The 25,336-nt window shown below is 72.3% G+C and carries 24 protein-coding genes; 13 read left to right on the forward strand and 11 right to left on the reverse strand.

From position 1 onward, the window contains the following. Window positions 1-15: 15 nt before the first annotated feature. Window positions 16-972 carry a thiamine-phosphate kinase gene (locus VA596_RS31400; protein WP_323331820.1) on the reverse strand — a complete coding sequence of 319 codons (957 nt, stop codon included), beginning with the start codon at window positions 970-972 and terminating at the stop codon, window positions 16-18. A 124-nt stretch (window positions 973-1,096) separates the two neighbouring features. Between VA596_RS31400 and VA596_RS31405 the strand changes: the two genes are divergently transcribed. Both VA596_RS31405 and VA596_RS31410 read left to right on the forward strand, forming a co-directional pair. Further along, window positions 1,097-1,330 (forward strand): Lrp/AsnC ligand binding domain-containing protein, encoded by a 234-nt coding sequence (locus VA596_RS31405; RefSeq protein WP_323331821.1) that lies wholly within the window; start codon window positions 1,097-1,099, stop codon window positions 1,328-1,330. Between the two features lie 52 nt (window positions 1,331-1,382). Beyond that, on the forward strand, window positions 1,383-1,886 hold the full coding sequence (locus tag VA596_RS31410; protein ID WP_410171941.1) for a DUF3515 domain-containing protein: 504 nt from the start codon (window positions 1,383-1,385) through the stop codon (window positions 1,884-1,886). A 21-nt stretch (window positions 1,887-1,907) separates the two neighbouring features. Here the strand turns inward: VA596_RS31410 and VA596_RS31415 are convergent, their stop codons facing one another. Both VA596_RS31415 and pdxR read right to left on the reverse strand, forming a co-directional pair. Beyond that, window positions 1,908-3,002 (reverse strand): D-alanine--D-alanine ligase family protein, encoded by a 1,095-nt coding sequence (locus tag VA596_RS31415; RefSeq protein WP_323331823.1) that lies wholly within the window; start codon window positions 3,000-3,002, stop codon window positions 1,908-1,910. Window positions 3,003-3,123: 121 nt separating this feature from the next. Further along, entirely contained in the window at window positions 3,124-4,494 is a 1,371-nt protein-coding gene (gene pdxR / locus VA596_RS31420) for a MocR-like pyridoxine biosynthesis transcription factor PdxR (protein ID WP_323331824.1), read from the reverse strand. Between the two features lie 79 nt (window positions 4,495-4,573). On the opposite strand from pdxR, the gene VA596_RS31425 reads away from it, so the two are divergent. Together VA596_RS31425 and VA596_RS31430 are read left to right on the forward strand one after the other, a co-directional pair. Next, window positions 4,574-5,218, forward strand: a complete 645-nt coding sequence (locus VA596_RS31425) for a pyridoxamine 5'-phosphate oxidase family protein (protein ID WP_323331825.1) — start codon at window positions 4,574-4,576, stop codon at window positions 5,216-5,218. A 69-nt stretch (window positions 5,219-5,287) separates the two neighbouring features. Beyond that, the gene (locus tag VA596_RS31430; RefSeq protein ID WP_323331826.1) at window positions 5,288-5,878 is read left to right on the forward strand and encodes a dihydrofolate reductase family protein; all 591 of its coding nucleotides are present in this window, start codon (window positions 5,288-5,290) and stop codon (window positions 5,876-5,878) included. On the opposite strand, the gene VA596_RS31435 is transcribed toward VA596_RS31430, so the two are convergent. Next, a complete protein-coding gene (locus VA596_RS31435; RefSeq protein ID WP_323331827.1) occupies window positions 5,847-7,277 on the reverse strand; it encodes a sensor histidine kinase in 1,431 nt (476 codons plus the stop codon). The two genes, VA596_RS31430 and VA596_RS31435, sit on opposite strands and share 32 nt — an antisense overlap. Further along, window positions 7,274-7,990, reverse strand: a complete 717-nt coding sequence (locus tag VA596_RS31440) for a response regulator transcription factor (protein ID WP_323331828.1) — start codon at window positions 7,988-7,990, stop codon at window positions 7,274-7,276. Before VA596_RS31440 ends, VA596_RS31435 begins: the two co-directional genes overlap by 4 nt. Window positions 7,991-8,137: 147 nt before the next feature. Between VA596_RS31440 and VA596_RS31445 the strand changes: the two genes are divergently transcribed. Genes VA596_RS31445 through VA596_RS31470 form a run of 6 tightly spaced genes read left to right on the forward strand, consistent with a single transcriptional unit; the run spans window position 8,138 to window position 12,968 of the window. Then, window positions 8,138-9,484, forward strand: a complete 1,347-nt coding sequence (locus tag VA596_RS31445) for a ferredoxin reductase family protein (RefSeq protein ID WP_323331977.1) — start codon at window positions 8,138-8,140, stop codon at window positions 9,482-9,484. Window positions 9,485-9,497: 13 nt separating this feature from the next. Then, window positions 9,498-10,007, forward strand: a complete 510-nt coding sequence (locus VA596_RS31450) for an FMN-binding protein (protein WP_323331829.1) — start codon at window positions 9,498-9,500, stop codon at window positions 10,005-10,007. Next, window positions 10,004-10,744 carry an FAD:protein FMN transferase gene (locus VA596_RS31455; protein ID WP_323331830.1) on the forward strand — a complete coding sequence of 247 codons (741 nt, stop codon included), beginning with the start codon at window positions 10,004-10,006 and terminating at the stop codon, window positions 10,742-10,744. The genes VA596_RS31450 and VA596_RS31455 overlap by 4 nt, the downstream gene beginning before the upstream one ends. 42 nt (window positions 10,745-10,786) lie before the next feature. Then, window positions 10,787-11,167 carry a VOC family protein gene (locus tag VA596_RS31460; RefSeq protein WP_323331831.1) on the forward strand — a complete coding sequence of 127 codons (381 nt, stop codon included), beginning with the start codon at window positions 10,787-10,789 and terminating at the stop codon, window positions 11,165-11,167. Then, on the forward strand, window positions 11,164-11,994 hold the full coding sequence (locus tag VA596_RS31465) for a class I SAM-dependent methyltransferase (RefSeq protein ID WP_323331832.1): 831 nt from the start codon (window positions 11,164-11,166) through the stop codon (window positions 11,992-11,994). Before VA596_RS31460 ends, VA596_RS31465 begins: the two co-directional genes overlap by 4 nt. Beyond that, window positions 11,991-12,968 (forward strand): asparaginase, encoded by a 978-nt coding sequence (locus VA596_RS31470; RefSeq protein WP_323331833.1) that lies wholly within the window; start codon window positions 11,991-11,993, stop codon window positions 12,966-12,968. The genes VA596_RS31465 and VA596_RS31470 overlap by 4 nt, the downstream gene beginning before the upstream one ends. A 15-nt stretch (window positions 12,969-12,983) precedes the next feature. Here VA596_RS31470 and VA596_RS31475 read toward each other — a convergent pair whose 3' ends face one another. The 3 genes from VA596_RS31475 to VA596_RS31485 all read right to left on the reverse strand — a co-directional run bounded on the left by VA596_RS31475 (window position 12,984) and on the right by VA596_RS31485 (window position 15,384). After that, on the reverse strand, window positions 12,984-13,463 hold the full coding sequence (locus VA596_RS31475; RefSeq protein WP_323331978.1) for a cysteine dioxygenase: 480 nt from the start codon (window positions 13,461-13,463) through the stop codon (window positions 12,984-12,986). A 200-nt stretch (window positions 13,464-13,663) separates the two neighbouring features. Continuing rightward, window positions 13,664-14,680, reverse strand: coding sequence for an NAD(P)H-dependent glycerol-3-phosphate dehydrogenase (locus tag VA596_RS31480; protein ID WP_323331834.1), 1,017 nt, complete (start codon window positions 14,678-14,680; stop codon window positions 13,664-13,666). Then, window positions 14,680-15,384 (reverse strand): lysophospholipid acyltransferase family protein, encoded by a 705-nt coding sequence (locus tag VA596_RS31485; protein WP_323331835.1) that lies wholly within the window; start codon window positions 15,382-15,384, stop codon window positions 14,680-14,682. Before VA596_RS31485 ends, VA596_RS31480 begins: the two co-directional genes overlap by 1 nt. Window positions 15,385-15,777: 393 nt before the next feature. Here VA596_RS31485 and cofC point away from each other — a divergent pair, with 393 nt between their 5' ends. From cofC to VA596_RS31500, 3 genes are read left to right on the forward strand one after another with little or no spacing between them, the layout of a single operon-like run. After that, a complete protein-coding gene (gene cofC / locus VA596_RS31490) occupies window positions 15,778-16,407 on the forward strand; it encodes a 2-phospho-L-lactate guanylyltransferase (RefSeq protein ID WP_323331836.1) in 630 nt (209 codons plus the stop codon). 55 nt (window positions 16,408-16,462) lie between these two features. Further along, a complete protein-coding gene (locus VA596_RS31495) occupies window positions 16,463-18,832 on the forward strand; it encodes an RNA degradosome polyphosphate kinase (protein ID WP_323331837.1) in 2,370 nt (789 codons plus the stop codon). Further along, window positions 18,829-19,782 carry an NUDIX hydrolase gene (locus VA596_RS31500; protein WP_323331838.1) on the forward strand — a complete coding sequence of 318 codons (954 nt, stop codon included), beginning with the start codon at window positions 18,829-18,831 and terminating at the stop codon, window positions 19,780-19,782. The genes VA596_RS31495 and VA596_RS31500 overlap by 4 nt, the downstream gene beginning before the upstream one ends. A gap of 175 nt (window positions 19,783-19,957) precedes the next feature. Here the strand turns inward: VA596_RS31500 and VA596_RS31505 are convergent, their stop codons facing one another. The 3 genes from VA596_RS31505 to leuD form a co-directional block, all read right to left on the reverse strand. Continuing rightward, window positions 19,958-22,819 (reverse strand): AfsR/SARP family transcriptional regulator, encoded by a 2,862-nt coding sequence (locus VA596_RS31505; RefSeq protein ID WP_323331839.1) that lies wholly within the window; start codon window positions 22,817-22,819, stop codon window positions 19,958-19,960. A gap of 964 nt (window positions 22,820-23,783) precedes the next feature. Beyond that, entirely contained in the window at window positions 23,784-24,530 is a 747-nt protein-coding gene (locus VA596_RS31510) for an HU family DNA-binding protein (protein WP_323331840.1), read from the reverse strand. Between the two features lie 198 nt (window positions 24,531-24,728). Beyond that, the gene (gene leuD / locus VA596_RS31515) at window positions 24,729-25,331 is read right to left on the reverse strand and encodes a 3-isopropylmalate dehydratase small subunit (RefSeq protein ID WP_323331841.1); all 603 of its coding nucleotides are present in this window, start codon (window positions 25,329-25,331) and stop codon (window positions 24,729-24,731) included. Window positions 25,332-25,336 lie beyond the last annotated feature (5 nt).

Raw genomic sequence — 25,336 nt, forward strand, 5'->3', positions numbered from 1 at the left:
TTCGCCGAGTTTAGTTCAGCGCCAATGCGTCCAGCCGCCTTCGCGTGCAGAAGGCTTGCCGTCCACGGTGATCCCCGAGTCCGGCATGGTCGCGACGCCGATGGTGCGCCAGCCCTCCGGCAGTTCGGCGAACGACGGGAAGGTCGCCACGAGCGCGTGGTCCTCGCCGCCGGTGAGGACCCAGTCGAGCGGGTCCGCGCCCAGCGCCGCGCCGACTTCGGTGAGCCGGGCCGGGACGTCGAGGTCGGCGGTGCGGACGTCGATGCCGACGCCGGACGCCTCGGCGATGTGCCCGAGGTCGGCCAGGAGCCCGTCGGAGACGTCGATCATCGCCGTGGCCCCGGCGAGCGCGGCCCGCGGACCGGCCTCGTAGGGCGGCTCCGGGGCGCGCTGGGCGTTGACGACGCCGACCGGCGAGCGGAAGCCGCGCCCGAGCACCGCGAGGCCGGCGGCGGCCCAGCCGAGCTTCCCGCAGACCGCGACGACGTCGCCGGGCCGGGCGCCCGAGCGCGTCACCGGTTCGCGGTCGCCGAGGTCACCGAGCGCGGTGACGCTGATCACGAGCTGGTCGGCGCGGACCATGTCGCCGCCGGAGACGCCGACGCCGGCGCGCTCGGCCTCGGCCCACATGCCGTCGACCAGGGCGGTGATCACCTCGCGCGGGGTGTCCGGCGGGCAGGCGATGCCGACGAGCACCGACGTCGGGGTGGCGCCCATGGCGGCGATGTCGGCCAGGTTGACCGCGACGGCCTTGCGCCCGACGTGCTCCGGGGCGGACCAGTCGAGCCGGAAGTGCACCCCCTGCACCAGGACGTCGGTGCTGGCGACCACGCGGCCGTCGGGGGCGGCGACCACGGCGGCGTCGTCGCCGGGACCGAGCAGCGTGCCCGGTGGCTGGCGCCGTCCTTCCGTGACGGCTCTGATGAGCTCGAACTCCCCGGTCTCGGCGACCGTAACGTCGTTCGGTGACACCCGTCACCTCTGCTTTCTGCACCGGGATAAAGATCGATCACCGATAGTCGGATGCCCTATGTTTTTCGGTGAGCTGGCTATACGTTCCTACCTGAGCTGACCGATCCCGACGAAAGGGCGCGCCGTGGTCCACGCATACATCCTCATCCAGACCGAGGTCGGCAAGGCGGCCGCGGTGGCGGCCGAGATCTCCAGCATCTCCGGCGTCACCAGTTCGGAGGATGTCACCGGACCGTACGACGTGATCGTCCGCGCGGCCGCCGACAGCGTCGACCAGCTGGGCCAGCTCGTGGTCGCGAAGGTGCAGAACGTGGAGGGCATCACGCGGACGCTGACCTGCCCGGTCGTGCATCTCTGAGCAGTGGTGTAGTGGTCGGGTGCCAGATTCCGACACTGGAGCACCGCCCAGGGTGGTGCTCGTCACAGCCGCCGTGCTCGCCGTGGCCTTGGCGGTCGCCGTCGCCGTCTTCGCGCTGACCCAGCACTCCTCGGACTCTGCGGCCGGCCCGCTGCCGCTGGTCCCCGTGCCCGCTCCGCAGGCCACGTCCCCGGCGTGCACGACGCTGCTGGGTGCGGCGCCGACGGAGCTGACGTCGAACGGCACCCAGCTGAAGGTGCGTTCGCTGGCCGACCCGGCGCCGCCGTCGACGATCGCGTGGGGCGACCAGGACCCGCTGGTGCTGCGGTGCGGGCTGGACCGGCCGCCGGAGCTGACCCCGACGGCGCAGCTGCGGCTGGTGAACGGCGTCCAGTGGCTGCAGGTCGGCGGCGAGGGCGCGTCGACGTGGTACGTGGTGGACCGCGAGGTCTACTCGGCGCTCACCGTGCCGGACAGCGCCGGCACGGGCCCGTTGCAGCAGATCTCGGACACGGTGGCCGCGAAGCTGCCGCCGCGGCCGCTGCGCTTCGGTTAGCTGCGTTTTGGTTGGCTTTGGTCAGCGCAGGCCGGTGCCGCGCGCGATCGCCGTCTCGATGAGCGTGGTCAGCAGGGTCGCGTAGTCGACGCCGGTGACCTCCCACATCTTCGGGTAGGCCGACTTGGTCGTGAAGCCGGGCATCGTGTTGACCTCGTTGATGCTCGGCTCGCCGTCGGGGCCCACGAAGAAGTCGACGCGGGCGAGGCCCTGGCAGTCGAGCGCCTGGAAGGCCTGCACCGCCATGGCGCGGAGCTTCTCGGTGACGGCGTCGTCGAGCTTGGCCGGGATGTCCAGCTCGGCGTCGTCGCCCAGGTACTTGGTTTCGAAGTCGTACCAGGCGTTTTCGTCCTCGGACAGGACGCGGATCTCGGCCGGGAGCGACGCTTCGACGCGGCCGTCGGGGAATTCGAGGACCCCGCACTCGACCTCGCGGCCGACGACGGCCGCCTCGACGAGGACCTTCGGGTCGGTGGCGCGGGCCAGCTCGATGGCGTCACCGAGGTCGTCCCAGGACGTCACACGGCTGATGCCGACGGACGACCCGGCACGCGACGGCTTCACGAACACCGGCAGGCCGAGGCGGGTCCGGTCGCTTTCGTCCAAAGTGGACTGTCCACGGCGGAGCGCGGCGAAGGTGCCGACCGGAAGTCCTTCGGCGGCCAGGAGCTTCTTCGCGGTCTCCTTGTCCATGGCGGCCGCGCTGGCGAGCACGCCCGGGCCGACGTACGGGATGCCGGCGAGCTCGAGCAGGCCCTGGATGGTGCCGTCCTCGCCGAAGGCGCCGTGCAGCACCGGGAAGACGACGTCCACCTGGGACAGCAGCTCGCTCTCCCGGCCGGGTTCGACGGCGACGAGCCCCTGACTGGAGGGATCACCGGCGAGCACGAGTCCCTGGCCGTCGTCCACGGACGGCAGTTCACGCCCGCGGATGGCGAGCTGCGCGGAGTCACCGGTCCCGAGCACCCAGCGGCCCTCACGCGTGATGCCGACCGGCACGGCTTCGAACCGCTCCGGGTCGAGGTTCCCCAGGACACTGCCCGCGGACAGGCAGGAGATGGTGTGCTCGCTGCTGCGCCCGCCGAACACGACCGCCACCCGGATCTTCTCGCTCATGGTGAGCCACCGTACCCGGTGACCTCGGCGAACAGCCCAGCCCCGTGCGCCGAGCGAGACGTTCCCCGCGCCCAACGCAACCCGCACGGACCCGGCACGTCGTTAGCTACGAGGGGCTTTGTCAGCGCAGCACCGAGACCAGCGTCGGCAGCGCCGCCACCAACGCCTCCCGTGTACAGCCCGCGTACCCGATCGCCACCCCGTGTGCCGTCGGTACCCCCGCGAAGTGCCGCGCCAGGCCGTCCAGCCGGATTCCGCGCCGCTCCGCCGCCGCGATCACCGATGCCTCCACCGAGGCCGACGGGAACGGCACCACCAGGTGCGCCCCCGCGTCGTCGCCGCGGACCGGGATGCCTGCCGTTGCCAAAGCCCCCGCCAACAGCGTCCGCCGCTCCGCCATCTCGCGGCGGATCTTGCGCAGGTGACGGCCCAGATCGCCGTTGCGCGCGAACTCGTACAGCACCCGCTGCCCCGCCGGCGACGGCCGCGTGCCCGTCAGGTCCCGGTACGCCAGCACCGCCGACGTGATGGCCTCCGGGGCCACCATCCATCCCGCGCCGAGCGTCGGCGTCAGGATCTTCGACGTCGTCCCCAGGTGCGCCACGACGTCGGGGGCCAGGGAAGCCAGCATCGGCAGCGGCGCCACGTCGAAGCGCAGCTCGCCGTCGTAGTCGTCCTCGATCACCAGCATCCCGTCAGAACGCGCCAGCTCCACCAGCGAAACCCGCCGCGCCGCGCTCAGCCGGCTGCCCATCGGGTACTGGTGCGCCGGCGAGCAGTACACCGCCCGCGCGCCCGCCGGGATCGCGTCCGGCCGCAGCCCTTCGAGATCCACCGGGACGCCGACCACCCGCATCCCCGCCCTCAGGAACGCCTGCACCGCACGCTGGTAACCGGGCTCTTCGACGGCGACGACGTCGCCCCGCTCCAGCACCGCCGAGGCCAGCTCGACGACCGCCGCGGTCGTCCCGCCGGTGGCCAGCACCGACCCCGCCGCCAGGCCGCGGTGGCGCAGCAGGTGCTCCGACACGGCCGCGCGGTACTCCGGCAGCCCCGCCCGGTGCGCGCGGATCAGCGGGTCCGGATCGGCCGCGGCGCGCCAGGCCCGCCGCCAGGCCGCGCGGTCCAGCCCGGCTGCCCACGGCGTGCCCGGGCCGAGGTCCAGCAGCGACGGCGGCTCGGCGTCGGGAGCCGGGACAGCGGGCGCCGGGACCTCCGCGGCCGAAAACGACGGCGGCGTCGTCACGTAGGTGCCCGAACCGTGCCGCCCGGCGATCCAGCCCTCGGCGTGGAGCTGCTCGTACGCCGCCGACGTCACCGTGCGGCTGACGCCGAGCCGGCCGGCCAGCGCGCGAGTCGACGGCAGCCGGTCGCCGCCGCGCAGGTGCCCGGACGCCGCCGCCTCGCGCAGCGCGTCCGCGAGCTGGACGGCGAGCGGCGTGACGGACGCGCGGTCGAGGCTGACCGGCAGCGCGGTGTCGGCGTGGGTCACGGGACCTCCTCAAGTGGACTTCCCAAGTGTACGAGAAGTGGCCGTTTTCGGATGCCACTGCCGGCGAGACGCTGGTCGCATGCTTTCCACCACGCCTCGCACCACGCTCGGCCGCAAGAAGCACCGGGCCGTCACCGACCGCGCCGTGCTGCACGCCGTCCTGGACGACGGCCTGATCTGCCACCTCGGCGTCGTCCGCGACGGCGTCCCGCTGGTCCTGCCCACCGGCTACGGCCGCGACGGCGACACGCTCTACCTGCACGGATCCACCGGCGCGGCGAGCCTGCGGAAGGCCAGCGAGGACCTCGACGTCTGCGTCACGGTCACCCTGCTCGACGGCATCGTCTACGCGCGTTCGGTGAACAACCACTCGATGAACTACCGCAGCGCCGTGATCCTCGGGAAGGCGAAGCTCGTCACTGATGCCGACGCGAAGATGCACGGCCTCAAGGTGCTCACCGACCACCTCGCGCCGGGTTCGTGGGAGCACGCCCGCGAAGTGAACGCGAAGGAGTTCGCCGCGGTGTCAGTGCTCTCCCTCGACCTGGCCGAGGCGTCGGTGAAGATGCGCGCCGAAGGCCCGGACGACGAGGCGGACGACGTCGGCGCGGACACCGCGTGGGCCGGGGTGCTGCCGGTGCGGACGGTCTTCGGCGCGCCCGAGCCGTCGGCCGATCTCTCCCCCGGCTGGGTGATTCCGCCACACGTCACCGATCGGGAGTAGCACGGTGTCGATCCGCGGGGTGGCCGTTCGTATAGGCGGCGACGGACCACTCAAGCGGAAGGAAACCCCATGCGCGCGATCAGCGTGACCATGAACGTCACCCTCGACGGCGTCGTCCAGGGCCTCGGCCGGCCCGACGAGGACACCCGCGGCGGCTTCACCCACGGCGGCTGGGGCGGCCGCTACCAGGACGACGTCCTGGCGCAGGAGATGAGCCGCGGCATGAGCAAGCCCGGCGACATGCTGTTCGGCCGCCGCACCTGGGAGGACTTCATCGGCGCCTGGGCCGGGCAGACCGACGGCAACCCGTTCACCACGCACATGAACGCCGCCACCAAGTACGTCGCCTCGACCACTTTGGACGACGCCGGCGCGTGGCAGAACTCCGTGCTGCTGCCCGGGGAAGCGGCCAAGACGGTGGCCGAGCTGAAGGCCACGCCCGGCAACGACCTGTCGGTCATCGGCAGCGCCGCGCTCGTGCGCGCCCTGCACGCGGCCGGGCTCGTCGACCACTACACGCTGCTGATCCATCCGCTGACGCTCGGCCGCGGCGCCCGGCTGTTCGACGCCGACGCGCCCTTCACCGAGTTCACGCTCACCCGCAGCGTCGCGACCACCAAGGGCGTGCTCATCGCGTACTACGAGCGAGCGGCAGCCTGACCGTGAACGTCGTGCGGCCCGGCACGGACTCTGCCGAGACCGTGCCGCCGTGCGCCGTAACCAGGGACTGCACCACCGACAGGCCGAGGCCGGTGCCGCCGCCCGAGCGGGTGCGGGAGTCGTCGACGCGGAAGAACCGGTCGAAGATCCGCTCCCGGTCGGCCGGGGCGATGCCGGGCCCGGCGTCGGTGACCCGCGCGACGGCGTCGGCGCCTTCGACCGCCACCGCGACGTGCACCGCGGTCCCCGGCGGGGTGTGCACGGCCGCGTTGGCCAGCAGGTTGTCGAGCACCTGCCGCAGCCGCAGCGGATCGGCGTCCACCAGGGCGGTGTCCAAGGACGTCGTGAGCGGGTGGTCGGGCCGGCCGGCGGTGAACGCGTCCGCCGCGTCGCCGGCCAGCTCGGCCAGGTCCGTCCGTTCGGGACGCAACGGCGTCTCGGCCGCCCGCGCGTCGAGGCGGGCCAGCAGCAGGAGGTCGTCGACGAGCACGGTCATCCGCGCCGTCTCCTCGCGGATCTTCGTCAGGTGCGCCTCGCGTTCCGCGGGCTCGTTCGCGGCCGCGTAGCGGAAGAGGTCGGCGTAACCGCGGATCGACGTCAGCGGCGTGCGCAGCTCGTGGGACGCGTCGGCGACGAACCGGCGCAACCGGTCGTTCGCCTCGGTCTTGGCCGCCAGCGACGTGTCGATGTGCGCCAGCATCACGTTGAACGCCGTCCGCAGCTCCTCCACCTCGACGCCGCCACCGCTGCCCGACGCGCGCACCGGCAGGGCGGGGTTCGCGGTGAGGTCGTGCGAGGCGATGTCGTGCGCGGTGCCGGCCATGTCGGCCAGCGGGCGCAGGCCGCGGCGCAGCACCAGCCGTCCGACGATCACCAGCACCGCCAGCGCGAACGCGAACGCGCCCACCTCGACCCAGACCAGCTGCCGGACCGTCCCGTTGAGATCCCCCTGCGGCGCGGCGCTCAGCAGCACCGAGTCGGTGTCGACCGGGCAGGCACGGACCCGGTACGGCCCGTCGTCGTGCAGGTAGATGTTGCGGGTGACGTCACCCGAGGCCGCATCGGCGGCGATCTTCGCGAGCTGCTGGGCGTCACCGGGCAGCATCCCGCCGGGCTCGGGCGTCGCGACGCCGTCACGCACCGAATACAGCGCCGAGTACCAGGAGTACACCGACTGCGGCGAGCCGTGCGTCTCGCGCAGCGTCGGCAGCTGGGTGTTCTGGCTCTTGGACAGCTGCTCGTCGAGCCGCCGGTCGAGGTAGCCGTGCATGATCCCGACCGTCGTGACGCCGACCGCGGCGAACACGACCAGGGCGAGCGCGCCGAGGCCGAGCGTGATGCGGGTGCCGAGCCGGGTGCGCTGCCAGGCCTCGTACCACCGGCGGGCCGTGCGCTTCACCGGGTGACCTGCCGCACGACGTACCCAACACCGCGCACGGTGTGGATCAGCGGCTCGCCCGAGCCCGCGTCGATCTTGCGCCGCAGGTGCGAAATGACCAGTTCGACCACATTGGACCGGCCGCCGAAGTCGTACTCCCAGACGTGGTCGAGGATCTGCGCCTTCGTCAGCACCGACGGCGAGCGGCGCATCAGGTAGCGCAGCAGCTCGTACTCGGTCGGCGTCAGCTCGGCGGGCGGCTGGTCGCCGCGGCGGACCTCGCGGGTGTCCTCGTCCAGCGTCAGGTCCCCGACGCGCAGCACGGCCCCGCGCGCCGCGGCCGGGAGCGCGGCGCCGGTCGTGCGGCGCAGCACCGCCCGCAGCCGCGCCATCAGCTCCTCGACGGAAAACGGTTTCACCAGGTAGTCGTCACCCCCGCGGGTGAGCCCGGCGATCCGGTCCGACGTCGCGTCCTTGGCCGTGAGGAACACCACGGGCACCGCGCTGCCGTTCTCGCGCAGCCGGTCGAGCACGGTGAAGCCGTCGAGGTCGGGCAGCATCAGGTCCAGCACCACGATGTCCGGCGCGAACGCCGCCGCCTCGCTCAGCGCGGCCCGGCCGGAACCGGCCGTGACCGCCTGCCAGCCCTCGTACCGGGCGACGGTGGCGACGAGGTCGGCGATGTGCGGCTCGTCGTCGACGACGAGCAGGCGCACCGGGTCGGGGGTCTGCACCACTCCATCTTCCGCGACGCACTCGCCGCGGGCGAACCGTGCCGCCGGGCCGACAGCAACCCGACAGCCGGCACCCAGACTCGCCACAGGCTCGGTGGCGAGGCTGGCCTTCGTGAACCGAACCCGAGGGGGATCCGTGTGACCAGCATGACGCAGACCGCCGAGGCCACGCGCCCGGCGATCCGCCCCCGGATCGCCGCGAAATCCGGCCTTTTCCTCATCCTGGGCGCCAACGTGGCCGCCGCGACCGTCCTGTTCGCGCAGGCCGGGCTCTCGCCCAACGTGCTGATCAGCATCGGCAGGCTCGCCGGGCTGTACGGCGCGCTCACGATGGCGTTCCAGCTGCTGCTGGTGGCCCGGCTGCCCTGGCTGGACCGGCGGATCGGCATGGACCGGCTCACGACGTGGCACCGCTGGACCGGCTTCACGATCCTGTGGACGCTGCTCGCGCACCTGGTCTTCATCGTCTTCGGGTACGCCGAGGTCGAGAGCCACGGCGTCGTCGACGAGCTGGTGGACATGGCGAACCAGCTGGAGGGCATCCTGCGCGCGCTGGTCGCGTTCGCGGTGATCCTCATCGTCGGGGCGGCGTCCGCGAAGTTCGCGCGGCGGCGGCTGGCCTACGAGACGTGGCACTTCATCCACCTCTACACCTACGCGGCGGTCTTCCTCGCCTTCACCCACCAGATCGCGCTCGGCACGTCGTTCGCCGGCTCGCCGATGGCCAAGGGCTACTGGTGGACGCTCTGGCTCGGGGCCGGCACCGCGGTGCTCGCCGGGCGCGTACTGCTGCCGCTGTGGCGGAACCTGCGCCACCGGCTGCGCGTCACCGCCGTGGTTTCCGAGTCCCCGGACGTGGTTTCGGTCTACATGAGCGGAAAGCACCTCGACCGGATGCCGGCCCGTGCCGGGCAGTTCTTCCTGTGGCGGTTCCTCACCAAGGACCGCTGGTACCAGGCCAACCCCTTCTCGCTGTCCGCCGCGCCCGACGGCCGCACGCTGCGCCTGACCGCGAAGGCGCTGGGCGACTCCAGCGCGTCGCTGCGCAACCTCCGCATCGGGACGCGCGTGTTCGCCGAAGGCCCGTACGGCGCGTTCACCACGATCCACCAGCAGCGCCCCGACGCCCTGCTCGTGGCGGGCGGGGTCGGGATCACGCCGATCCGCGCGCTGCTGGAGGACATCGAAGGCCACGTCGTCGTGCTGTACCGGGTGCGCACCCAGGCCGACGCGGTGCTGCTGCCCGAGCTGAACGAGCTGGCCAAGGCCCGCGGCGCGATGGTGAGTGTCCTCACCGGACCCGACCAGGCGGTCGGCCCGCGCGGCACGATGCTCGGCCCGGCGAACCTGCACATGATGGTGCCGGACGTGCACGAGCGCGACGTGTTCGTCTGCGGCCCGCCCGGGATGACGTCGGCCGTGCTGCGCAGCCTGCGGGAGCTGCGCGTACCCAAGGCCCAGGTCCACGCCGAACGCTTCAGCCTCGCGGCCTAGGGGGACGTTTTCCATGAAGAGAACCATCTTCGTCGTCGCGCTGTCGATCGCCGGGTTCATCGCGGTCTGGCGGTTCGAACCCGGGCCGCCGGTGCAGAACGCCGCCGCCCAGGCGCCGCCCGCCGTCGTCGCACCGTCCACATCGGTCCCTGCTCCGAAGACCGCACCGTCCACTTCGGCCGGTGGGCCGACCGGGGGCACCTCGAACTCCCCCACGACGTCGGCACCGCCGCCGTCCACTCCGGACAGTGCCGATGCGACGGTGACCACCCAGGGCACGCCGGAGTGGAGCACCTACGGGACCGTCCAGGTCCAGGTGACCTTCACCGGCTCCCGGATGGCCGCGATCACCCTGCTGCAGGCGCCGGACGGCGGCCGCGCCCTCACCGCCCTGCCGAAGCTGCAGGAAGAGGCGATCAAGGCGCAGAGCGCGAAGATCGACACGGTGACCGGCGCGACCGAGACGAGCGAGTCGTACAAGACGTCGCTGCAGGCCGCCATCGACGCCCGGGGCAAGCGATGACGAACCGCGTGGAGCAGGTGATGGGCCTGCCGATCTCCCTCGACCTGCGGGACGAGGGGGACTTCGCCGAGGTCGTCGAGGACGTCTTCGCCTGGTTCCGCGACGTCGACGCCCGGTTCAGCCCGTTCAAGGAGGACAGCGAGGTCAGCCGGTACGACCGCGGCGAGCTGCCACCCGAAGAGCTGAGCGACGACCTCATCGAGGTGCTGGAGCTCTGCGCGTACTACGAGCAGCTCTCCGGCGGCGCGTTCCGCGCGCGGCTGCCCGGCCGCGGCCTCGACCCGTGCGCGGTGGTGAAGGGCTGGGCGGTGCAGCGCGCCGCGGACATGCTCAAGGCCGAGGGCGCGACGACGTTCTGCCTCAACGCGGGCGGCGACGTCGTCACCGCCGGCGAGCCGGAGCCCGGCCGGGCGTGGCGGGTCGGCGTCCGCCACCCCGAGCAGCCCCTCGCGGTGTGCGCGGTGCTGGAGTCGCGCAACGGCGCCATCGCGACGTCGGCGGCCTACGAACGCGGCTCGCACATCCTCGACGGCCGCGACGGCACCCCGGCGACCGGCCTGATGAGCGTCACCATCGTGGCCGGCGACCTGGTCACCGCGGACGCGCTGGCCACCGCGGCGTTCGCGATGGGCGCCGAAGGCATCACGTGGGCGGCGGACCGGCCGGGCTGCGAGATCCTCATCGTCGACGACAGCCGCCGCATGCACCGGACCGCGGGGCTCCTGCTGGCTTCGTAAAACGAGTCGCTCCGGCACGGACGCTCCGCCAGACTCGGACACATGCCTTCCGCCGTGCTGAACGTGTCCGTCGACTGCGCCGACCCGTACACCCTCTGCCAGTTCTGGAGCCAGGTCACCGGGAAACCCATCCCCGACGGCGACCACCCGGGTGACGACGAGGTCGGCATCGAGCTGTCCGACGGCACCGCCTTGCTGTTCCTGAAGGTGCCGGAACCGAAGACGGTCAAGAACCGCCTGCACCTGTGCCTGCAACCGGACGTGCCGCGTGACGAAGAGGTCGCGCGCCTGATCGGGCTGGGTGCCACGCTCGTCCACGACCGGCGCAACGACGACGGCACCGGCTGGGCCGTGCTCGCCGACCCCGAGGGCAACGAGTTCTGCGTGCTGCGCAGCAAGGCCGAACGCCAGGCGACGCCGTGACCGACTCCTTCGCCGTCTCTTTCGGGGTGAACAAGGCCAACTGGGACGAGCGCGCGCCGCTGCACGCGGCGTCGCCGGACTACAACTTCGCCGACTTCGCCGCGGATCCGGCGTACCTCAGCCACGTGGTGCGGTTCGACCGGCCGCGCCTGGGCGACATCGCCGGGCTGCGCGCGGTGCACCTGCAGTGCCACCTCGGCACGGACACGGTGTCGCTGTCCCGGCTCGGCGCGCGGACGTCCGGGCTCGACTTCTCCGGCCCGGCGCTGGCCGAGGCCCGGCGGCTGGCCGAGGCGGCGGGTGCGGACGTCGACTACCACGAAGCCAACGTCTACGACGCCGTCTCCGTGCTCGGCGCGGAGCGCTTCGACCTGGTCTACACCGGGATCGGCGCGCTGTGCTGGCTGCCTTCGGTGGCGCGCTGGGCCGAGGTCGTGGCCGGTCTGCTGCGGCCGGGTGGGCGGCTGTTCATCCGGGAGATGCACCCGATGCTGGCCGCCATGGACGAGACCCAGAACCCGGCGGTGCCGCGCTACCCGTACTTCGAGCACGCCGAGCCGCTGGTGTTCGACGATCCGGGCACCTACGTCCAGGTCGACGGCGAACTGAAGTCCACGGTGACGCACGAGTGGGCCCATTCGCTGGGCGAGATCGTTACCGCGCTGCTGGCCAACGGGCTGACGCTGACCGGGCTCACCGAGCACGACAGCGTGCCGTGGAACGCGATCCCGGGCCAGATGGTGCACGACGAAGCCGCCGACGAGTGGCGGATGAAGGACACGCCCGAGCGGATCGCGGCGAGCTACACCCTTCAGGCGGTCAAGTGACCCTGATCGCGGTCGCCACCCTCGGCGGCACCATCTCGATGGCCCCTTCGAGCGGCTCCGGCGGCGCGGTGCCGCGGTTCGGTGCGGCGGAGCTGCTCGACGGCGTCGGCGACCTGCCGTTCGAGGTGCGGGCCGAGACGCTGGCCGCCATCGGCAGCGCGTCGATGGACTTCGCGACGCTGCTCCGGTGCCGCGACTGGGGTCTGGCCCAGGAGGCCGACGGTTTCGTGGTCGTCCAGGGCACCGACACCCTCGAGGAGACGGCGTACTTCCTGGACCTGTGCTGGCCGTCGGAGATCCCGGTGGTCGTCACCGGCGCCATGCGGAACGCGGGCCTGCTCAGTCCCGACGGGCCGGCGAACCTGCGCAACGCCCTGACGATCGCGGCCGACCCGCGCGCCCGCGGGCGTGGCGCGATGGTGACCTTGAACGACGACGTCCACGCGGCGCGCTGGGTGCGGAAGGCGCATTCGAGCCACTTGGAAGCGTTTTCGTCGGCGCCGGCCGGGCCGCTCGGCATGGTCGTCGAGCAGGCGGTGCACTGGTTCCACCCGTCACCGCCGCGGCCGCCGGTTCTGTCCGGCGACGACTTCGGCGGGCTGGTGCCGGTGGTCGAGTCCGGTCTGGACGATTCGGGCGCGGTGCTGGAGCTGGTCGCCGCGGATCCGCGCGTGCGCGGGGTGGTGCTGGCCGCGACGGGCGTCGGGCACGTCTCCGGCGGCGCGGCCGACGTCGTCGAACGGCTGGTCGCGCGGCTGCCGGTGGTGGTCGCGTCCCGCACGGGCGCGGGCCCGACCCTGCGCTCGACGTACGGTTTCCGCGGTTCGGAGTCCAGCCTGATCGCGCTGGGCGCGACGATGGCGGGCTGGCTGGACGCCCGCAAGGCCCGTATCCTGCTGCACACCCTGCTGGCCACCCACGCCGACCGCGCCGCCATCGAACGCGAGTTCCGCCTGCGCGGCGACCTCGACTGAACCGGCCGCGGCAGGTCAGTCGCGGATCGGGCCGTTCAGCGGGTCCAGGTGGAACGGGCGCATGGCGCGGGCCGCGTCGCGGTAGACGTGGATCGAGACGGCCGGGTCCGGGCCCTCGTTGCGGACCTCGTGGACGTACCCCGGGCCGAACACCCTCGACTGCCCGGCCACCAGCGAGTGCAGCTCGGTGATCGCGCGGCCGTCCGGGGCGCGGCGCGCCACCGCCTCGGTCAGGTGGCCGCTGACCACGGTGAACGCCCCGCTGGCGAACGCGTGGTCGTGCAGGTCGGTGCGCTGGCCCGGCAGCCAGCTCATCAGCCAGACCTCCTGCTGCTCGCCGCGGGAGACGAGCGTCGCGAAGCGCTCTTCGGGGTCGTAGCGCAGCAGGTGGCGCCACTGGTCACGGTCGGCGGCGACCTCCAGCGCGACGCGCACGGGGTGGCGCAGCGCGGGGTTCTCGGGACGCAGCAGGGTGTTGTCCGGGACGGCGAACATGAGGGTCCTCACGGGAGAAAAGGGGTGTCGAGCTGGGCCGGGGCGGGGTTCACCGACAACAGCGACACGCGCACACGACGGCGCGGAGGTCGTGACGACCCCGCGATCCGGTCATGGTGTGCGCGAACATGACGCACAATCTCCCAGCCGCCCGGAAGCCGGTCAAGACGCTCCCAGCATCCGGGCGGTACGCGCTCGGATCAGGACCACTCGTGTTTTTGCGAGCGCCCCAGCAGTTCCGCGCCGGCCTGGCGCGGGTCGACACCCTCGTGGCAGACGCGGTGCATCGCGTCCGTGATCGGCATGTCGACACCGAGGCTCTGCGCGAGCGCCCGGATCGACGAGCACGACATAACACCCTCGGCGACCTGCCCACCCGCAGCGGCCTGGGCCTGCTCCAGCGTGTCGCCGCGGCCGAGGTGCTCGCCGAACGTCCGGTTGCGCGACAGCGGCGACGAGCACGTCGCGACCAGGTCGCCGACCCCGGCGAGCCCGGCGAACGTCAGCGGGTCGGCGCCCAGCTTCGCGCCGAGCCGGGCCATCTCGGCCAGGCCGCGGGTGATCAGCGTCGCCATCGTGTTGGTGCCGAGGCCGAGGCCCGCGGCCATCCCGGTGCTGAGCGCGATGACGTTCTTGCACGCCCCGCCCAGCTCGCAGCCGACGACGTCGGTGTTGGTGTACGGCCGGAAGTAGGAGTTGGCGCTGGCGCGCTGGATCGCGACCGCGCGCTCGTGGTCGGCGCAGGCGAGCACGGACGCCGACGGCTGGCCGGCGGCGATCTCCTTGGCCAGGTTCGGCCCGGTGACGACGACGACCTCGCCGGCCGGGATTCCGGCGATCTCGGCGATCACCTCGCTCATCCGCTTGAGCGTGCCGAGTTCGACGCCCTTCGCGAGGCTGACGAGGATCGTGTCGGCCGGCAGCAGGGGGCGCCACTCCGAGAGGTTCGCGCGCAGGCTCTGGCTGGGCACGGCCAGCACCACGGCCTCGGCGCCGTCTAGGGCCTCGGCCGGGTCGGCGGTCGCGGTGATGCGCTCCGGCAGGCCGACACCGGGCAGGTACGCGGAGTTGGCGTGCCGCTCGCGGATGTCCGCGGCGACCTGCTCCCGGCGCGCCCACATCGTGACGTCGCGCCCGGCGTCGCCGAGGACCTTCGCGAAGGCGGTGCCCCACGAACCGGCCCCGAGCACGGTGACCCGCTGGACGTCGGCGCGCATCAGGCGGGGTCCCCCGGCTTCGCCGACGGCGGTTCCTCGTGCCGGATCTCACCGAGCAGCCGGGTCACGTCGTCCATCATCACCTTCGTGACCTCACGCAGCTTCGACGCGCTGCGCGTGTTGCCGTCGCGGTAGGCGGACAGGTCGAGCGGGTCGCCGACGGAGTGCGTGATGGTCTTGCGCGGGAACGGCGTGAACTTCTTCGTGTAGCCGTTGAAGATCTGGCTGGTGCCCCAGCGCGCGATCGGGATGACGGGGACGTCGTTCTGCAGCGCGAGCCGGGCGGCGCCGGTGAAGGACTCCTTCGGCCAGCCGGCCGGGTCCTTGGTGATGGTGCCCTCGGGGTAGATGACGACGAGCTTCCCCTGCTGCAGGGCGTCGTGCGCCGCCTTGAGACTGTCGCCGGCGGCGGCCGAGCCGCGCGAGACGGGGATCTGCCCCGCGCCGACGAAGATCTTCCCGAAGATCGGCGTCCGGGTCAGCGACTCCTTGCCGAGGAAGCGCGGCACGCGTTTCTGCCGGTGCACGAACACGGCGTCGACGACGGGGTCGAGGTGCGAGATGTGGTTCATCACCAGCAGCGCGGGCCCCTGCCGGGGAATCTTCTCGTTCCCGGCGTACACCCGCCGCCCGATCGCGGTCAGCGGGTAGAACAGTACGGCGGCGAGTCCCACCCAGAAGCCGCCCTTTTCACGCCGGGCCACAGTCTTCCTCCTCCACGAGCTCACGTCCGCCCTTGATCCTGCCGCGCCGGGGTCGGAGCGGTCCAGGGAGGGTGGCTCAGGCCAGGTGGAGCGACCCGGGTCGTGAGTGTTCAGAAGGGTTAGAACCGTCCTGAACACTCACGACAACCCGCACTCCCCCGAAGCCGAACGCTCGGCAAATCCCCAGCCCCAGGCCCCATTCCGCGCGCCGCCCGCCCCCAGAGAGAGCCCACCCTCCCTGGGGGCCACCCCGTCTCGACGCTATCGGCAGACCCCGACAAAACCCGCGCCCCGGCCACTCCCAGTCCCAAGAGTTGTCCACAACTCGGCGAGCCTGTGGACAACCACCCCGTCCCGGCCCGGGCCGACGGCGTTTCGGGTAAAGATGGACGGGTGGACGTGGACCTGGTCGTACCGATGAAACACCCCCGCGACGGCAAGTCGCGGCTGCGTGGCGCCGTGGAGGCGGACCGGCACCCCGCACTGGTACTGGCGCTCGCCGCCGACACGCTCGCCGCGGTCGTCGCGACCGCCCAGGTGCGGCGGGTGCTGCTCGTCGCCGCCGATCCGGCGGCCGTCGCCGAACTCCGGGACCTCGGGATCGAGATCGTCGGCGAAAGCGGCAAAGGTCTCAACCAAGCCTTCCGGCACGGCGCCGAGCTGCTGAGGAAGGACGACCCGGGCGGCGTGATCGGCGCCCTGCAAGCCGATCTGCCCGCCCTGCGCGCCGGTGACCTCGCCGCCGCGCTGGCCGAAGCCGCGGGGCGCCGAGCCTTCGTCGCCGATCGGCAGGGCACCGGCACCACCCTGCTGCTGGCCGCCCCCGGCGCGCCGCTGGACCCGCGGTTCGGACCGGGTTCCGCGCGGGCGCACCAGGCCTCGGGAGCGGTGGCCCTGCGCGGAGAACTCCCTTCACTGCGCAGTGACGTCGACACGCCCGAAGACCTCGCGCACGTCCGGAACCTGGGTGTCGGGAAACACACCGCCGCCCGGTTCGGCGAACCCTGTGCCACGCCTGGGTGAGGTGTTCATCTGACCTTCACCACGACCGGAGCAAATCCGTCTCTCTTAGTGAAGAATGGGCCCGGTGAGCACAGACGACGGCGGCACGCCCGCACCGCGGAGGCGACGGAACCCGGCAACCGGATCCGAAACGGCGAAGAAGACCACCGCGGCCAAGCCGGCCGCGGCGAAGAAGGTCCCGTCGAAGTCCACCGCGCGCGACACCGCCGCCCGTGCCACGGCCGGGAAGGCCAGAGTCCGCAAGAGCACTCCCGCCGCGTCGACCCCGCGACGCCGCAGCTCCGCGCAGGGCAACGCGCGCGGGGCCGAGGAGTTCCGCGCCGTCCCGTCGGCGCCGCCCGCCGTCACCGCCGCGCCCAGCGCCGTCGAGACGCTGCCGGACGACCGGTACTTCAACCGTGAGCTCTCGTGGCAGGACTTCAACGCCCGCGTGCTCGCGCTGGCCGAGGACGAGTCGCAGCCGCTGCTCGAACGCACCAAGTTCCTGGCGATCTTCGCGTCCAATCTGGACGAGTTCTACATGGTCCGCGTCGCCGGCCTGAAGCGCCGCGACGAGACCGGCCTGCTGGTGCGCAGCGCGGACGGGCTCACCCCGCGCGAGCAGCTCGACTACATCGCCAAGCGCAACCAGGACCTGGTCGAGCAGCAGACCGGCGCGTTCGAGAAGGGCCTGCGCCCGCTGCTGGCCGAGCACGACATCCGGATCGTCGGCTGGGCCGACCTCGCCGGCGCCGACCAGCTGCGCCTGTCCAGCTACTTCTCCGAGCAGATCTTCCCGGTGCTGACGCCGCTGGCCGTCGACCCCGCGCACCCGTTCCCGTACATCTCCGGCCTTTCGCTCAACCTGGCCGTCACGGTCCGGGACCCGGAAGGCGGCACCGAGCGCTTCGCCCGGGTCAAGGTGCCCAGCAACGTGCCCCGGCTGATGCGCGTCGAAAACGAGCGGACCAGCCGCACCGCGACCTTCCTGCCGCTGGAAGAGCTGATCGCGGCGCACCTGGGCGAGCTGTTCACCGGGATGGACGTCACCGAGCACCACGTCTTCCGCGTCACCCGCAACGCCGACTTCGAGGTCGACGAGGACCGCGACGAAGACCTGCTCCAGGCCCTCGAACGCGAGCTGGCCCAGCGCCGGTTCGGCCCGCCGGTGCGCCTCGAGGTCGCGCAGGACATGAGCGAGCACATGCTCGAGCTGCTGCTGCGCGAGCTGGACGTCGACCCGGCCGACGTCGTCGAGGTCCCGGGCCTGCTGGACCTGACCTGCCTGCACCAGCTGTCCGGGGTGGACCGCAAGGAGCTCAAGGACCGGCCGTTCGTGCCGGCGACGCACCCGGCGTTCGGCGAGCGCGAGACGCCGAAGAGCGTCTTCGCGACGCTGCGCGAAGGTGACGTGCTGGTGCACCACCCGTACGACTCGTTCTCGACGAGCGTGCAGCGCTTCATCGAGCAGGCCGCGGCCGACTCGAAGGTCCTCGCGATCAAGCAGACGCTGTACCGGACTTCGGGCGACTCCCCGATCGTCGACGCGCTGATCGACGCCGCCGAGGCGGGCAAGCAGGTCGTCGCGCTGGTCGAGATCAAGGCGCGGTTCGACGAGCAGGCCAACATCACCTGGGCGCGGACGCTGGAGCGCGCGGGCGTGCACGTCGTGTACGGCCTGGTCGGGCTGAAGACGCACTGCAAGGTGTCGATGATCGTGCGCCAGGAGGGCTCGACCATCCGGCGCTACTGCCACATCGGCACCGGCAACTACAACCCGAAGACCGCGCGGCTCTACGAGGACATCGGCCTGTTCACCGCCGACCCGAGCATCGGCGCCGACGTCACCGACCTGTTCAACGTGCTCACCGGCTACTCCCGCCAGGACACCTACCGCACGATCCTCACGTCGCCGCACGGCATCCGCCGCGGCATCGTCCGCGCGATCGGCGAGGAGATCGAGCTGGCGCGGGCCGGGCAGCACGCCGGCATCCGGATCAAGTGCAACTCGCTGGTCGACGAGCAGATCATCGACGCGCTCTACCACGCGTCGCAGGCCGGCGTCCCGGTCGAGATCGTGGTGCGCGGGATCTGCACGCTGAAGCCCGGCGTCGAAGGCCTGTCCGAGAACATCCACGTCCGGTCGATCCTCGGCCGGTTCCTGGAGCACTCGCGGATCTTCAACTTCCGCGCCGGCGGCACGCACTGGATCGGCAGCGCGGACATGATGCACCGCAACCTGGACCGGCGGATCGAGGCGCTGGTGCGGGTCAAGGACCCGAAGCTGACGCGCCAGCTCGACGACATCTTCGACTCCGCGCTGGACCCGGAGACCCGCTGCTGGGTGCTGACCGCGAGCGGCGAATGGGCGCCGTTCCCGGCCGAGGGCTCGCGCGTGCGTGATCACCAGCTCGAACTCGCCAAGCTGCACGGGGCCGCCGGATGACCCAGGAGGTACGGGCGGCCGGCGCGGTCCTGTGGCGCCACGCCGGGAGGGCGGTCGAGGTCGCCCTGGTCCACCGCCCGCGGTACGACGACTGGTCGCTGCCGAAGGGCAAGCTCGACCCGGGCGAGACGACGGCCGAGGCCGCCGTGCGCGAGATCCGTGAGGAGACCGGTTTCCGCGCGGTGCTGGGCCGGTACGTGGCCCGCAGCTCCTACGACGTGCCGGCGAAGCACGGGTCCGGCACGGTCCCGAAGACCGTCGACTACTTCAGCGCCGAGGCGGTGTCCGGCGGGTTCGAGGAGAACGACGAGGTCGACGAGCTGCGCTGGCTGGCCCCGACCGCCGCGGAGAAGCTGCTGACGCGGCACGAGGACGTCCGGGTGCTGCGCGTGTTCTGCCAGCTGCCGGTCGGGCTGACGACGTTGCTGCTGGTGCGGCACGCGAAGGCGGGCAAGCGCGACGGCTGGAGCGGTGACGACGACCTGCGTCCGCTGTCGGAAGCCGGGCTGCGGCAGGCGGCGGGGCTGCGGCGGGTGCTGGCGCTGTCCGCGCCGGACCGGGTGCTGTCGGCGCCGCGGCTGCGGTGCGTCCAGACGGTGAAGGGGATCGCGGAGGACATCGGCAGCGAGGTGCGGCACGAGCCGCTCTTCTCCGAAGAGGGCTACTGGCCGGACCCGGTGCTGGGGGTGGCGCGGCTGCTGGCGATCGCCGGTGACGGCGGGACGCCGGTCGTGGCCAGCCAGGGCGGCGTGATCCCGGACCTGGTGAGCGTCTTGGCGGACCGCGACGGCGTCGAGCTGAGCGCGGCGCGCGGCGGGGTCGTGCCGAGCAAGAAGGGCTCGTTCTGGGTCCTGTCGTTCCGACCCCCGACGGCCGAGGACGGCCCGATCCTGGTGGCGGCCGACTACCACCCGAGCGCCCTGCCCACCCCGGCTCCCAGCCACCACTGACCCGAACGCCCCAATGTGGCGTTGGGTGCGCTGGACGCACCCAATGTGGCGTTCGGTGCGTCTGACGCACCGAACGCCACATTGGGGCGCATGGGGCCGGCGAAGTCGTCGAAGACAGCGCCGTGACAGTGGATGTTGGTGTACTGGACCCGGCTCTCCGACGGGCCGCGCCGGGCTAGGGGTACGGCGCGTCCTTCGCCGGGGGCTCGTCTGGTGGCACCGTGGCCAGCAGTGCCTGGATCTCCGGGACCCGGGGATCTCCGAGGCGCTGGCTGACGGCCAGCGCCTCGGCCCAGTGGCCGCCGGCCTCGCTCGTCCGGCCCGTGTGGTGCTTGAGCCGCCCGAGCGTGATCTGGACGTCGATGGTGCCGTAGTCGGCGTTGAGCTCCTTCAGCTCGGCGAGGGCGTCGAGTCCCGCCTTCTCCGCTTCGTCGTGCCGGCCGGCGCCTTCGAGGGCTTCGGCGACGTTGCCCAGCGCGAGCGCCGCGTGGTAGCGGTCGCCGAGTTCGGCGAAGGCCTCGTGCGCGGCCTGGGCGGCTTCGGCGGCGTGGTCGTAGTCGTGCAGGCCGATGCGGCTCGCGCTGACGTTGAGCAGCGCGTGCGGCACGAAGGTGCGCTGGCCGCGGTCGCGGGCGAGGTCGACGGCCTTGAGGGCGTAGCGCTCGGCTTCGGCGTACTCCGCGCGGACGTAGTAGGCACCGGACAGGTTGGACAGGATCGCGACGGTCAGCGCCGTGTCGTTCCCGGTCTCGGACGCCGTCCGCGCTTCTTCCAGCGCTTCGAGGGCCTTGTCGGGCTGGAGGGTGCGCAGGTAGGCCGAGCCGAGGTTGTTGGCGCTGTACTGGAGGCCGGTGTTGTCCCCGGCGTCGCGGGTCGCGGTGACGGCGACCCCGGCCGTCGCGATCCAGTCGTCGCGGTCGTGGCGTTCGGCGAAGAACCCGCGCAGCAGCCAGGCGAGCTTCCACGCGTGGGCGACCCAGCCGCGGTCCGCGGCGAGGCCGACGAGTGCGGTGAGCGCCGGGCGTTCGGCGGTGTACCAGGCGATCGTGTCCTCGTGCTGCGCGAACCGGACGGCCGGGACCGGCGCGGGATCGAGCGTGATGTCGTCGGTGAGCAGGTCGGGCCGGACGAGCTTGTTGGCCTCGGCGACGCTCGCGAGGTACCAGTCGACGAGCCGCCGCAGCGCCGCCTCCCGTTCCGTCGTGGTCGTTTCCGTCTCGACGAGCTCGGCCGCGTAGACGCGCAGCAGGTCATGGAACTGGTAGCGGTCGGTGCCGGGCTGGTTGAGCAGGTGCGCGGCGGCGAGCTGGTCGGCGAGCTCACGCGCTTCGCGCAGGTCGGCGCCGGCGAGCGCGGCGGCCGACGAGAGACTGAAGGCCAGGCCGGGGTGCAGGCCCAGCAGCCGGAAGAACCGGGCGGCGGCCGGGCGCAACGCCTTGTAGGACCAGGAGAACGCGGCGCGCAGGTCGGTGCCGGCGTCCTGCGGGTCGCGCAGGGTGTCGAGCCGCAGCTTCTGGTCGCGCAGCTCCTCGACGATCCCGGCCAGCGAAACCCCGGAGAAGCGCGACGCGCGTTCGCCCGCCAGGGCCAGCGCCAGCGGGAGCCGGCCGCAGAGCTGGACGAGTTCGGCGACGGCGCCGGGTTCGGCGGCGATGCGCTGCGGCCCGACGCTCCCGGCGAGCAGCGCTTCGGCGTCGCGGTCGTCGAAGGAGCGCAGCGCGATGCGGCGGGCGCCGTCACGGGCGACCAGGCCGCGCAGCTGGTTGCGGCTGGTCACGACGACGAGGTTGCCGGCGCCGGGTAGCAGCGGGCGGACCTGGTCGGCGTCGCGGGCGTTGTCGAGCAGCATCAGCGTGCGGCTGCCGGCCAGCCTGCTGCGCAGCAGGCCGGAGCGTTCCTCCACTGTGGAAGGCCACGTCTCGGCCGGGACGCCGAGCGCGCGCAGGAAGCCGGCCAGCGCCGTCCCGGTCGTGACGGGGGTGCCCGCCGAGTGCCCGCGCAGGTCGAGGAACAGCTGGCCGCCGGGGAACCGGTCGCGCACGCGGTGGGACCAGTGCACGGCCAGCGACGTCTTGCCGACCCCGGCGGTGCCTTCGATGACGACGACCCCGGACGCGCCACCGGGCGGCAGCCGGTCCAGCTCGGCGAGCTCGGTGCCGCGGCCGGTGAACCCGGCGACGTCGAAGGGCAGCTGCCGCGGCACTTCGGTGCGGGCGGCGGGTTCGGCGTCGGCGGCGAGCAGCTCGGCGTGCAGGCGGCGCAGGTCCTCGCCGGGTTCGACGCCGAGCTCGTCGGCCAGCAGCGCGCGAAGCCCGGCGTAGCGGGACAGGGCCTCGGCGCGGCGCCCGGAGCGGGCCAGGACGCGCACCAGCCGTTCCCACAGGGATTCCCGCAGCGGGTGCTGCGAGACGAGGTCGGTGAGCTCGGCGACGAGCCGCGCGTCCGGCACGAGGCCGCCGTCGAGGTCGATCCGCTGCTCGACGGCGAACAGGTACCGCTCGGTCAGCAGCGGCCCCCATTCGGCGGTCAGCGTCGGTGATCCGACACCTTCGAGCGGGGTGCCGGCCCAGGCGCCGAGCGCGGTGGTGAGCAGGGCGCGCCGCGGCGCGGGCCCGGTGGTGGCCGCGGCCTGGTCCAGGGTGCGCAGAAAGCGCAGGGCGTCCACCCGGGACGGGTCCACGACCAGCCGGTACCCCTCCGGTTCGGTCACGACGGTGTCCTCGCCGCAGAGCCGGCGCAGGCGCATGACGTACGTCTGCAGGCTCCCCCGGATGTGCGCGGGCGGGGCTTCCCCCCACACCCCGCGCGCGAGGGTGTCGATCGAGACCAGGCGGCCCGCGGACAGTGCGAGTGTCGCGAGCAGCGCGCGCTGGCGGGAACTGGTCAGCAGGACCGGCGAACCGTCGACGAGCACCTGGAAGGAACCGAGAAGCCGGATGTCGATGGTGGTCGCCCCCAGGTCGCCTAGTCTCGGGCCCCGCCGGACGCGGGTCCCGAGAAACGCAGCGTGGCACCACTCGGCCGGGCGCTCAAGCAACTTTGCGAAATTGGGCGGAACCGGTCCCGGCGCCCTCGGGTAACCCGGGTGGCGGTGTGCCGCTTCCTTTCGGGAAAGCGGTCGTGCCGGTGAGTAACTCTTGCGTCGCAACCGAACGACCGGCCCGAGTACCCGAATCCTGCTCACATTCCCGGACTCGGCCACGGACTCGGACAGCCGGCTCACGCACCCGGACGGTCGGCTCGCACACCCGGGCAGTCGGCTCACGTACCCCGGACAGTAGCTCGCGTACCGGAAAGGCCGGGTCGCGTACCTGGATGGCCGACTCACGTACCGGAAGGATCGGTTCGCGCACCCGGACCACCGACTCACGTAACGGAAGGCCGGTTCGCGCGCCCCGAACGATCGGCTCGCCTACCGGAAGGGGTCTGCTCGTGCACCCGGACCGCCGACTGGCGTATCGGAAGAGTCGGTTCACGCACCCGGACAGTCGGCTCACGTACTGCAAAAGCCGGGTCGCACACCCGGATCGCCGACTCACGTACCGGAAGGGCCGGGTCGCGCACCCCGAACGATCGGCTCACGTACCGGAAGCATCGGTTCGCGCACCCCGATGGCCGACTCGCGTATCGGCAGGGTCGGTTCACGCACCCGGACCGCCGACTCACGTACCGGAAAGGCCGGCTCGCGTACCTGGATCGCCGACTCACGTACCGGAAGGATCGGTTCGCGCACCCCGAACGATCGGCTCACCTACCGGAAGGGTCGGTTCGCGCGCCCGGACAGTCGGTTCGTGAACCGGCCCCCGGGTACCCGAGCCGGCCTGGGCGCGCGAACCGACCCCTGGGCACGTGAACCGACTCTGGGTGAGCGAGCCGACTCCCTGGGTACGTATGCCGACCTGTCGACCGGTTTGCTTCTGGCACACCGAGGGCACGAAGCAGGCAGGGCCCCGCGCTCGGTTGCGCGGGGCCCTGCCTGGGAAAACTCCGTCGAACGCGGGTCAGCTCTTCTTGGCCGCGGTCGACGTCCGCCGGGCCGGGGCCTTGGCCGCGGCCGGCTTGCGGGCGGTGGTGGTGGTGGTGGTGGTGGTCTTGGCCGCCGCGATGCGGGCAGCGGCGGGCTTGCGGGCCGTGGTGGTCTTCGCCGTCGTGGTCTTCGCCGTCGTGGTCTTCGCCGTCGTGGTCTTCGCCGCCGTGGTCTTCGCCGCCGTGGCTTTCGGGGCCGCCTTTGCCCGGGTGGTGGCCGGGGCGGCCTTGGCCGCGGCCGTGCGGGTCGTGGCCGGCTTCGCCGCGGTGGTGCGGGTCCGCGTCGCCGTCGCGCGGGCGGTGGCGGGCTTCGCCGCCGCCGCACGGGGTGTCGTGGCCCGCGTGCTGGTCGTCTTGGCCGGTGCGGACGCCTTGGCCACCGACGCCCGGGTCGTCGTCTTGGCCGCGGTGGCGCGCTTGACCGGGGCGGCCTTGGCCAGCTTCTTCGCGCCCGAAACGACGTCCTTGAAGGTGGTCCCCGCACGGAAAGCGGGCACCGTGGTCTTCTTGACGCGGACGGCCTCGCCGGTGCGCGGGTTCCGGGCGGTGCGAGCCGCACGAGCGCGCTTCTCGAACACCCCGAAGCCGGTGATGTTGACCTTTTCGCCCTTGTTGACCGTCCGGATGATGATGTCGACCAGACCGTCGACCGCCTGCGAAGCCACCTTCTTGTCGCCCAAGCGCTCCGACAGCGCCTCGATCAGCTGAGCCTTGTTCGCCATCCAGTCCTCCCGGGAGGAGCAACGGCCACGTCGGCCGGCTGGATGACACGGTATTACCAACGCAGCCCAAACTCCAGACGTCCTGCCGGCTCTTTCCCTTGCCCCGAGGCGGGTTCCGCCGCGCAAAGCCCCCCTTCCGCCGCGGCACGAAAAAGGCGGGATCCCTTGCCGGACAAGGGATCCCGCCTTCGGTTCGGACTAGCTCGCGGCGATCGGCGTGGTCGTCGGCTTCCAGGACGGGCGGGTCGTCTCGAAGGCGTCGATCTCACCGGCATGGCGCAACGTGAGAGCGATGTCGTCGAGTCCTTCGAGCAGCCGCCAGCGGACGTAGTCGTCGATCTGGAACGGCGCGGTGAAGTCCTTGGCCCGCACGGTCTTGGTCTCGAGGTCCACCGTGACCTCGGTGCCGGGCTCGTTCTCGAGCAGCTTCCACAGCAGTTCGACGTCGTGCTGCTCGCACTGGGCGGCCACCAGGCCACCCTTGCCGGAGTTGCCGCGGAAGATGTCGGCGAAGCGGGCGGAGACGACCGCCCGGAAGCCGTAGTCCATCAGCGCCCAGACGGCGTGCTCGCGGGACGACCCGGTGCCGAAGTCGGGCCCGGCGACGAGCACGCTGCCGGTGTTGAAGGGCTCCTGGTTGAGGATGAACTGCTCGTCGCCGCGCCAGGCGGCGAACAGGCCGTCCTCGAAGCCGGTCCGGGTGACCCGCTTGAGGTAGACCGCCGGGATGATCTGGTCGGTGTCCACGTTGGACCGGCGCAGGGGGACGCCGACGCCGGTGTGCTGGGTGAACGGTTCCATGGTGG

Source organism: Amycolatopsis heterodermiae, from assembly GCF_034929455.1.
In the GTDB taxonomy this organism is placed as follows: Bacteria; Actinomycetota; Actinomycetes; order Mycobacteriales; family Pseudonocardiaceae; genus Amycolatopsis; species Amycolatopsis heterodermiae.